The sequence below is a fragment of the Corallococcus sicarius genome (genome assembly GCF_003611735.1).
GTDB lineage: Bacteria > Myxococcota > Myxococcia > Myxococcales > Myxococcaceae > Corallococcus > Corallococcus sicarius.
In genome coordinates this window covers 1-9,229 of record NZ_RAWG01000352.1, presented here as the reverse complement: position 1 = coordinate 9,229, position 9,229 = coordinate 1, and the positions used below count along the sequence as shown (strand labels likewise).

Sequence of the window (9,229 nt, the reverse complement as noted above, 5' to 3'; positions counted from 1 at the left end):
AGCCCCGCCCACCCCAGCGTGATGAAGCCGAGCGCGTTCACGCCGCCCGCTCCACGCGCGTGCGGAAGTGCGCCATCCAGCGGATGAAGGGAGAGTGGAAGCGGCGGAAGTCCGCCACCTCGCCCATCGTGTCCAGCGTGCCCCGCCGCGACTCCAGCCGCGCGTAGAAGGGCGACGACTCCAAGAGACGCGGAGCACCCACCACCTCGTTGCCCGCGTGCAACCGCGCGGGGACGCGCAGGCCCCAGCCGGTGATGTTCGTGGGCCGCGCCTCCGTCATCGGCCCGCGCTCGCAAACCACGCCGGAAGGCCCGGCCCTCACGCGCAGCGGCGCCACCCCGCCCGGCAGGTGGTAGTCCACCAACGTGTGGTCCGCATGGTGCGTGCGCGCCCAGTGCCACCCGGACAGCCGCTCGCCCAGGAGTTCCTGGCCGTGGTTGGTGTCGTGGTAGCCCATGCCGTCCGCGGCGACGTCCAGCGACGACACCTCCAGCCGCGCCTCCGAACGGGGCGCCAGCGCCTGCCAGTAGTGCGGCAGCCCCGGCATCAACTGCACCTCTTCGCCCCGGGGCGTCAGCGGCCGGAGCGTCAGGCGGGCGCGCACCGGGCGGCCCCACGGCGCCGTCCAGTCGTCCACCTCCATGCACACCGTGCCGTCCGCCGCGTGCGTCAGCATGGAGCGGCCGATGCGCAGACACCCCGGCCCCTCCACCTCCGCGCGCGGGTACTCGCTGAGCACCCACAGCCGGCGCACGCCGTGGTGGTAGAGCGCGAAGTTCACCGCGCTGTGCTCCAGCGGGAGGCCCCCGCGGCGCGCCGCCACCGAGTAGCGCGGCGAGAACAGCGAGCCCAGCATGAAGATGCACACCGCGCTGTACGGCCCGGCGGTGACGTCCGCGTAGAACCAGCGGTAGGCCCCCGCCGCGTCGGGCAATGCGGGCAGCGCGGGCGCGACGAGGGACGGCATGCCCTGCGCGAGGAAGGACGTCGTCATGCGCCCCTCCGAAGGTGCGCGGAGGCCATCTCCGCCGCGAACCGGCCCGACAGCATGACGAGCGGCACCCCGCCGCCCGGATGCGTGCCACCGCCCGCGAAGAACAGCCCCGGCGTGCCGCCCCGGATGCGCGGCCGGCGGAACGGACCGAAGCGACCGTGCGGCAGGAAGCCGTAGATGGAGCCGCCCGGAGCGCCGCGCGCCGCCAGGTCCACCGGGGTGCGCTGTCCCACCACGCGCGTGCGGCCCCGCAGCTCCGGGTAGTGCCGGAAGAGCTTCTCGAACATCTGCGTGCGCACGAGCTGCGCCATCGACTCCCAGTCGCGCTCCGCCTGCTCCGCCTTCGCCTCGCCCACCGGCATGGCCGGCGCGTTCACCATCACGAACAGCCCCGTGCGCCCCAGCGGCGCCATGCCCGGGTCGGTGGCGGACGGGTTGCAGAAGTACACCGTGGGGTCCGTCGCGAGCTGCCCCGCGAACAGCTCCTCGAACTCGCGCCGGTAGTCCCCGCCGAAGAGCACCGTGTGGTGCGGCAGGGCCGGACGCCCCTCCACCTCCAGCAGCAACACGAAGCCGGACAGCGACAGCGGCTCCGACTCGCGGCGCAGCGACGCCAGCGGATCCGCGTTCACCACCACGCTGTCGAAGGGCTCCTGTCCCGGGCCCACGCGGTAGCCCGGGCCGGCGCGCTCGTAGCGGGCGCGCGTGTCCAGGTGCACCGTGACGCCCAGCCGCCGCACCGCGTGCCCCAACGCCTCCACCAGCGCGCCAATGCCGCCCCGCACGTGGTGCACCCCATACGCGTGCTCGATGTGCGGGATGAGCGCGAACGCCGCGCTGGACGCATACGGAGACCCGCCTGCGTAGGTGGCGAAGCGGCCCACGTACTGCTGCAGGTGGTGGGTCTGGAAGTGCTTCGTCGCCAGCGTGTGCAGCGTGTCCAGCTTCATCCCCGACAGCATCGCGCCAATGCCCCGGCGGGCCACGCGGGTCATGAAGCCGGCCATGCCCTCGAAGGGGGCCTCCAGGTAGGGCTCGCCCGCCGCGCGCCAGATGGCCGCGGCCTCCGCGTAGAACGAGTGCACGCCCTTGCGCTCGACGGGGCGCAGCTCGCCAGCGCTCTCCGCCATGCGCTCCAGGTCCTTGTACGCGGTGAAGCCGCACCCGTCCGCGAAGCGGTAGGTGCACTGCGGCTCCAGCTCCGTGAACGGAGGCAGCAGGTCTGACGCGTCCAGCTTCTCGAAGGTGCTCCGCACCAGCGCCGGCAGCGTCAGCAGCGTGGGCCCCGTGTCCAGCGTGAGCCCCTCCACGGCGACGGCCTGCGCCTTGCCGCCCAGCGAGGGGCTGCCCTCGAACAGCGTCACCGCGTGGCCCTCCTTCGCCAGGAGGCCCGCCGCGGTCAGCCCGCCAATCCCGCCGCCAATCACCGCCACGCGCGAGGACTTCATCCCGGGCCTCCCGCGCTCGTGGAGAACCCTGGCGAGGACGCCGCGGGCAGGGCCGGCAGACCCGGTCCGGACTCCGGCAGCACCGCGCGCGGGCGCATGAACGCGGCCGTCGCCAGCGCCAGCTTGCGCCCCTTCGTCGTGTGGGCCCGGCCGCTGAACACGTCGTAGTCGCGCGCCTCGATGTCGCGGAGGATGTCCCCGTAGATGGCGCCCATCAGCCGCACCATGCGCTGGCTGCCAAAGCCGGTGAGGTACTTCACGCCGCTCGCGGCCCGCGCGTAGTAGGCCCGCGCGCGCTGGATTTGAAAGCGCATGAAGTCGCGCCAGCGCGCATCCACCTGGCCCCGGCGCAGGTCGTCCTCGGTGAGCCCGAAGGCGCGCAGCTCCTCGGCGGGCAGGTACACCCGGCCGCGCTCCAGGTCCTCGCGCACGTCGCGCAGGATGTTGGTGAGCTGCATGGCCCGGCCCAGGTCCGCCGCCGGCTCCACCGCCCGAGCGTCCTCGCACCCCAGCACCGGCGTCAGCATCAACCCAACGACACCCGCGACGCGGTAGCAGTACAGCTCCAGCTCGTCCCACGTCTCGTAGCGGTGCTTCGTCAGGTCCATCTCCATGCCGGAGATGAGGTCCTGGAAGGGCTGCTCCGGGATGCGGTAGTGGAGGATGGAGTGGCGCAGCGCCGCGAACTCGCTCGGCTCCCACGGCGACGGCGCCTCCGCGGCGGGCTGTCGCAGGGAGGGAGGCCCCAGCTCCTTCGACGCCAGCTCCGGCAGGGGCAGGTACACCTCCGCCACGCGCTCGCGCGCCCGGGTGAGCCGCGTGGCCAGCCGCGTCGTCAGGGCCACGGGCCCCGCGTCCGTCTCCGGCTCGTCCGCCGCGTCCACCATGTCGTCCAGCCGCCGGCAGAACGCATACAGCGCGAAGGCCGCCTTCCGCCGCTGCCCGAAGAGCAGGTACGAGGCGAAGAAGAAGCTCTTGGCGTGATGGCGCGTGACGACCCGCGCGCGCCGGTAGCCCTGCGCGATGAGCGCCGGGGATTCGGTGAGGCTCATGCCGCCACCTCCACGGGCACGGGAGTCCCGGCCAGAGCCCCTGGCCGTGGCGTCAGCGTCACGCCTTCCTTCCGGGCCCACGTCATCAGCCGCTCGGTGACGAGCTTCGCGGAGATGAGCACCGTGGGCAGGCCCGTGCCCGGCTGGGTGGAGGCGCCCACGAAGAAGAGGTTCTTCACGTTCGGATCCACGTTGGTCGGCCGGAAGGGGCCCACCTGGAAGAAGTTCTGCGCCAGCCCGAACGCACTGCCACGCGCCAGGTTGTACGTGCCCGCCCAGTCATCCGGAGTGAACACGCGCTCCACCTCGATGTCCGCCTCCAGGTTGGGGAAGCCCAGCTCGCCCAGGCGCTGGAACACCTTCGCACGCACCTTGGGACCTTCCACCTTCCAGTCCAGGTTCGGGTGCTGGTGCGGCACGGGCACGAGGACGTAGAGCGCGTCCTTGCCCTCCGGCGCCAGCGACGCGTCCGTGCGCGAGGGCACGTTGACGTAGAAGCTGGGGTCCTCCGGCACGCGGAAGCGCTGGAAGATGTCGTCGAAGGAGCCCGCGTAGTCCCGGCCGAACATCACGTTGTGGTGCAAGAGCTCCGGCACCTTCTTCTTCATGCCCAGGTAGAGCATGTAGCCGCTGGAGGTGAAGCGCAGCTTCGGGGCGCGCTTGAACGGCGCGTCCTTGGGATCCAGCAGCTTCTCGTACGCGTACGGCAGGTCCGCGTTGCACAGCACCGCGTCCGCGGGCACCACCTCACCACCCACCAGGCGCACGCCCGTGGTGCGGCCGTTCTCCGTGAGGATGCGCTCCACCGGCGCGCCGTAGTGCAGGCGCACGCCCTCCTCGCGCGCCAGCCGCTCCAGCGCGAGCGGAATGGCATACAGGCCGCCCTGGGGGAACCAGATGCCCACGCCCAGCTCGGTGAAGGGCAGCAGGCCGTACACCGCCGGGGACTCGAACGGGGACACGCCCAGGTACATGGTCTGGAACGTCAGCGCCGCGCGCAGCCGGTCGTCCTGGAAGAAGCGGCTGACGTCCGCGTACATGCGGCGGTGCGCTCGGGCCTTGAAGATCTTCGCCAGCACGCTGGGGGCGAAGTAGTCCGTGATGCCGTCGAAGTTGCGACCCACGAAGTGGTCCAGGCTGATGCGGTACTGGGTGCGGCCCTGGGCCAGGAAGGCCAGGTAGCGCTGGAAGCTGCCCGGCTCCACGCGCTCCAGCTCGCGCCCCATGGTGCACAGCTCGGACGTGAAGGTGACGTCGGAGCCATCCCGGAAGTGCACCCGGTAGTTCGGGTCGCAGCGGACCAGCGTGAGGTAGTCCTCGATGCGGCGGCCGAGCGCGCGGAAGGTCTCCTCGAACACCTCCGGCATCAGCACGATGGTGGGCCCGATGTCCCACGTGAAGCCGTCCGCCTTGAGCTGGTTGCACCGCCCACCCGGGCCGCGCGTCTTCTCGAACAGCTGCACGTCGAAGCCCTGCCGCGCGAGCCGCGCCGCCGCGGCCAGTCCGCCGACACCCGCGCCCACCACCACCACCCGCTTGCCTTGTGCACTCATGGACGTGTCCTCAGGAAGCACGACGCGCGAGCCGGGCGATGAGCGCGTCCAGCAGGTCCCGCATGCCATGGGGGTTGGGCAGGGTGCTCAGGCCGCGGCGCGCCAGGCGCGACGCGCGCTCCACCGCGCGCTCACACGCGACGCGGCCCCCGAACGACTCCACCAGGGCCCGGGCTCGCGCCAGGGCTGCTTCATCCTTCTCTTCCACCGGCAGCGCCCACAGCCGCTCCAGCTCCTCGCGCCCCGCGGGCGTGGCCCGCACGTACGCGGCCATCACCGGGAAGGTGCGCTTGCCCTGCGTGAAGTCGCCGTCGCACGCCTTGCCCGCCACCGACGCGTCACCGAACAGGCCGATGAGGTCGTCGCGCAGCTGGTAGGCGAGCCCCACGGAGCGGCCCACCTGCTCCAGGCCCTTCTGGAGCGTGTCGTCCGCGCCGCCCAGCATCGCGCCGCACACCAGCGGGGCGCTGAAGCCGTAGCGCGCCGTCTTCAAGTGCGCCACGCGCAGCGTCTGGAAGAGCGTCACCTCCGACAGCGGCATGCGCGACAGGTCCAGGTCCAGGTACTGCCCCGCCGCCGTGTGCCGGCACACGCCCAGGTAGTACTGCACCACGCGCGACACGCCCGGCAGCCCCGACTCCAGCATCGCCTCCAGCGAGCGCGCGAAGAGGTGATCGCCCATCACCACGGCCAGGTCCTCGCCCGGCCGGCCCGGCGCCAGCATCCGGTGCAGCACCGGCCCGCTCCGCCGCAGCTCCGCCTGGTCCGCCACGTCGTCGTGGATCAGCAGGAACGTGTGCAAGAGCTCCAGCCCCGCCGCGAAGTGCCACAGCCCCTCAGGGACGCCCGTGCCGCCCCGCGCCAGCCCGTACCCCGCCAGCACCAGCGCCGGCCGCAGCCGCTTGGCGGGGCGCAGCGCGTAGGCGCGTCCCTGCTCCATGGCCCGCGTCCAACGCGCGTCCAGCGAGGACTCGTCCGGCAGCTCGAAGAGCTGCGCGAGCGCCGCTTCCACGTGCGCCTGCACGAGCTGCAGCCAGGCCTGCTCCGGGGGTGCCACACCGCCGGGGATCTGCTGCACGTTGGGAAGCGGGGTCGCCATACAGCGGATCTCCGAAGTCGGAAGCACGGCAGCAGCCTTGCCACCTAGAGTTAGCGTTTGCGTCCAGAGATTGTCAAGGCTATGTCTAAGGTTTGTAAAAACCTTGTACACAGGAGTCTCCCATGAAGGCGTGGATCGCAGGCGCGTTGACGGTGACCCTGGCGGCGGGGAGCGCGGGCGCGGCCGCTCCAGCCCCGGAGCCGGAGCCGGTGGATGCGACGTTAAGCACCTCCAAGGGAGAGCGCGTCCAGCTGTCCCGCTGGCGTGGAAAACCCGTCATCCTCTTCTACGAGGACAAGGACTCCACGACACTCAACCTGCCCCTGAAGAACGAGTTGTTCACCCGGGGGCGTGAGCGGGGGCTCCTGCAGAGCGCCTGGGTGGTGGCCGTCGCCAACCTGGAGAAATACGACTTCTTTCCCGCTCGGGGGATCGCCCTGTCATACGTGAGGGACGAGGAGAAGAAGGCCGGCGTGCCCATCCTCGTGGACCTGGAGGGCACCCTGGGCGACGCGCCCTGGAAGCTGCCCACCAAGACGTCCAACGTGATGCTGCTGGACGCGGAAGGGAAGCTCGTCTTCCGCCACTCCGGCCGCATGAAGGAGGAGGACCGCGCCCGCTTCTTCACGGCCCTGGGCGCGCTGGTGGGCCAGGACCTGATGACTGCGCGGGAGCCGCCGGAGGCCCACCCGTGAGGGTGACCTGTACGGGCGCCAGCGGCTTCCTGGGCCCCGGGCTTGTCCAGGGTTTGTTGAACGCCGGCCACACCGTACACGTGCTCAGCCGCAACGTTGAACAAGCGCTGGGCAGGCTGCCTGCCGGGGTGACGGGCTCCTTCTTCGACGGCCAGACGCCGCTGTCCCCGGACGCGTTGGCCGGAGCGGAGGCGGTGGTGCACCTGGCCGGTGAGCCGGTGGACCAGCGTTGGACGCACGACGCCAGGCAGCGCATCTACCAGAGCCGGGTGGAGGGCACGCGGGTGGTGGTGGAGGCGATGCGGCAGGCGGGCACCGTGCGGCACTTCGTCTGCGCGTCGGCGGTGGGCTTCTACGGCGGCGCGCGCGCGGACCAGCCGCTGACGGAGGACGACGCGCCCGGCGACGACTTCCTCGCCCACGTGTGCCAGGGCTGGGAGGCGCAGGCCCTGCGCGCGGCGGAGGCCGGCTTTCGCACGGTGCGCCTGCGCATCGGGGTGGTGCTGCATCCCGCGGGCGGCGTGCTGCACCGGATGCTGCCGGTGTTCCGCATGGGCGCGGGCGGACGGGTGGGCAACGGCCACCAGTATGTGAGCTGGGTGCACCGCGAGGACCTCTTCGCGCTGGTGCGCTTCGCGCTGGAGCACCCCACGCTTGAGGGCGCGGTGAACGCCACGTCGCCGGAGCCGGTGACCAACGCGACCTTCGCGCACGCGCTGGGCATCGCGCTGGAGCGGCCCGCGGTGTTGCAGGTGCCGGGCTTCGTCCTCAAGGCGCGCTTCGGGGAGATGGCGCGCGTGGCGCTGGAGGGCCAGCGGGTGCTGCCCCGGCGCGCGTTGGGGGCGGGCTTCCAGTTCCGCCACCCCGCCCTGGACGAGGCGCTGCGCGACCTGCTGCCGCACGCCGGCCACTGAGGCGCCCCCGCGATGTCCGCGGGTGGACGCCGGGCCCGCGCGGCGCCAACGCGCGTCCACGCGGTGCATACAGTCCCCGGCACACCATGGACACGAAGACGGACACGAAGACGCTGGAAGCACGCGCGCGCCGCGAGGGCACGCCGCTCATCGACGGGGACACCGCCACCTTCGTGTGGAAGGGCAACAGCCGCGTCTTCCTCCAGGGGGACTTCCAGGACTGGCGCGGGGAGCCGCTGCCGCTGGAGCGCGTGGACAAGGGGCTCTGGGCGCGCTCGCTGGCGCTGCCGGAGGACGCCTACGTGGAGTACGCGCTGCAGGACGCCCGGGGCCGCCGCGTGCGCGACGCGTTCAACAAGCGCCGCTCCGACAACGGCTTCGGCGGCTTCAACCACTGCTTCTGGATGCCCCAGGCAGAGGCCACGACGCTGGGCAAGCGCGTGCGCGGCGTGCCCCGGGGCCGCGTGACGCGCCACCAGGTGGACACGCACGAGTGTGCCGTGGGGGCGAAGCGCGCGGTGGCCCTCTACGCGCCGCCCGTGCCCGGGCCCGTGCCGCTGGTGGTGGTGCTGGACGGTGACGACTACCTGGAGCGCGTCCAGCTGCCCGCCCTGGTGGACAACCTCATCGCGCAAGGGCGGATGCGCCCGGTGGCCCTGGCCTTCGTGTCCAACGGCGGCCCGGCGCGCACCCTCGAGTACGCGTGCAACGAGGCCACCGTGAGCTTCCTGGAGCGCCACGTGCTGCCCCTGGCGCGCGCGAAGCTGTCCCTGGTGGATGAGCAGCGCACGCCCGGCGCGCACGCGGTGCTGGGCTCGTCGCTGGGCGGACTGATGGCCCTCTTCGTGGCCCAGCGCCTGCCCGGCATCTTCGGCCGCGTGCTGTCCCAGTCCGGCGCCTTCTCCATCGACGGCACGGACCTGCTCGTCTTCGACCTGGCCCGCAGGCCCGCCCAGCCGCCGCTCCATGTCTGGATGGACTGCGGCCGCTTCGAAGTCCTGCAGGACGGCAACCAGCGCCTGCTGCCCGTCCTCCAGGCCTCCGGCCACCGCGTCACGTACCGGGCCTACAATGGGGGCCACAACTATCCCGCCTGGCAATCCAGTCTGCCGGCCGGCCTGGAAGAATTGTTCTCACCCCTCGGATGACGCGGCGCGGCGGACACCCTCAAGTCCGTCCGGGGCGGAAGGCCAGTGGTAACAAGGGGTTGGCCGTTCCGGTAAGCGCTCAAAACGAAATGATCCGGGATTGGGCAGCGCGTCTGACGCGGCAGGCGAGCAATCGGACAGGGGTTGTAGACGGGGAGGCTACGCAACCTGGAACGAGCGCACCGTCGCGTTGGCGGGCGCGCGCGCCTGGGAGGCGCCCGGCTTGTTCTCGCGCGTGGCGTCGCTCCGCTCGGAGCGCTCGAACTCCGAGCGCTTCGGGGGAACAGACGGGCGGTTGCCACCATCGACGCGGGACATGAGGGGAC

At 71.9% G+C, this 9,229-nt stretch carries 8 protein-coding genes; 3 read left to right on the top strand and 5 right to left on the bottom strand.

Annotated elements, in window-relative coordinates:
• Positions 1 to 37: 37 nt before the first annotated feature.
• The 5 genes from D7X12_RS35260 to D7X12_RS35240 are packed head-to-tail and all read right to left on the bottom strand — an operon-like array spanning position 38 to position 6,146.
• Complete coding sequence (locus D7X12_RS35260) at positions 38 to 994, bottom strand: carotenoid 1,2-hydratase family protein (protein WP_244224967.1); 957 nt, start codon at positions 992 to 994, stop codon at positions 38 to 40.
• A complete protein-coding gene (locus D7X12_RS35255; protein ID WP_120629597.1) occupies positions 991 to 2,442 on the bottom strand; it encodes a phytoene desaturase family protein in 1,452 nt (483 codons plus the stop codon). The genes D7X12_RS35260 and D7X12_RS35255 overlap by 4 nt, the downstream gene beginning before the upstream one ends.
• Complete coding sequence (locus D7X12_RS35250; protein WP_120629596.1) at positions 2,439 to 3,494, bottom strand: phytoene/squalene synthase family protein; 1,056 nt, start codon at positions 3,492 to 3,494, stop codon at positions 2,439 to 2,441. The genes D7X12_RS35255 and D7X12_RS35250 overlap by 4 nt, the downstream gene beginning before the upstream one ends.
• Positions 3,491 to 5,047, bottom strand: a complete 1,557-nt coding sequence (locus tag D7X12_RS35245) for a phytoene desaturase family protein (protein ID WP_120629595.1) — start codon at positions 5,045 to 5,047, stop codon at positions 3,491 to 3,493. The genes D7X12_RS35250 and D7X12_RS35245 overlap by 4 nt, the downstream gene beginning before the upstream one ends.
• 10 nt (positions 5,048 to 5,057) lie before the next feature.
• On the bottom strand, positions 5,058 to 6,146 hold the full coding sequence (locus tag D7X12_RS35240) for a polyprenyl synthetase family protein (protein WP_120629594.1): 1,089 nt from the start codon (positions 6,144 to 6,146) through the stop codon (positions 5,058 to 5,060).
• A gap of 122 nt (positions 6,147 to 6,268) precedes the next feature.
• Between D7X12_RS35240 and D7X12_RS35235 the strand changes: the two genes are divergently transcribed.
• From D7X12_RS35235 to D7X12_RS35225, 3 genes are all read left to right on the top strand, one after another.
• On the top strand, positions 6,269 to 6,841 hold the full coding sequence (locus D7X12_RS35235) for a peroxiredoxin family protein (protein ID WP_120629593.1): 573 nt from the start codon (positions 6,269 to 6,271) through the stop codon (positions 6,839 to 6,841).
• Positions 6,838 to 7,755, top strand: coding sequence for a TIGR01777 family oxidoreductase (locus D7X12_RS35230; RefSeq protein WP_120629592.1), 918 nt, complete (start codon positions 6,838 to 6,840; stop codon positions 7,753 to 7,755). Before D7X12_RS35235 ends, D7X12_RS35230 begins: the two co-directional genes overlap by 4 nt.
• 86 nt (positions 7,756 to 7,841) lie before the next feature.
• On the top strand, positions 7,842 to 8,903 hold the full coding sequence (locus tag D7X12_RS35225) for an alpha/beta hydrolase-fold protein (RefSeq protein WP_120629591.1): 1,062 nt from the start codon (positions 7,842 to 7,844) through the stop codon (positions 8,901 to 8,903).
• Positions 8,904 to 9,229 lie beyond the last annotated feature (326 nt).

Coding starts and splice junctions, on each gene's coding strand:
- D7X12_RS35260 (WP_244224967.1), bottom strand. CDS start 994: ATGACGACGTCCTTCCTCGCGCAGGGCATGCCGTCCCTCGTCGCGCCC.
- D7X12_RS35255 (WP_120629597.1), bottom strand. CDS start 2,442: ATGAAGTCCTCGCGCGTGGCGGTGATTGGCGGCGGGATTGGCGGGCTG.
- D7X12_RS35250 (WP_120629596.1), bottom strand. CDS start 3,494: ATGAGCCTCACCGAATCCCCGGCGCTCATCGCGCAGGGCTACCGGCGC.
- D7X12_RS35245 (WP_120629595.1), bottom strand. CDS start 5,047: ATGAGTGCACAAGGCAAGCGGGTGGTGGTGGTGGGCGCGGGTGTCGGC.
- D7X12_RS35240 (WP_120629594.1), bottom strand. CDS start 6,146: ATGGCGACCCCGCTTCCCAACGTGCAGCAGATCCCCGGCGGTGTGGCA.
- D7X12_RS35235 (WP_120629593.1), top strand. CDS start 6,269: ATGAAGGCGTGGATCGCAGGCGCGTTGACGGTGACCCTGGCGGCGGGG.
- D7X12_RS35225 (WP_120629591.1), top strand. CDS start 7,842: ATGGACACGAAGACGGACACGAAGACGCTGGAAGCACGCGCGCGCCGC.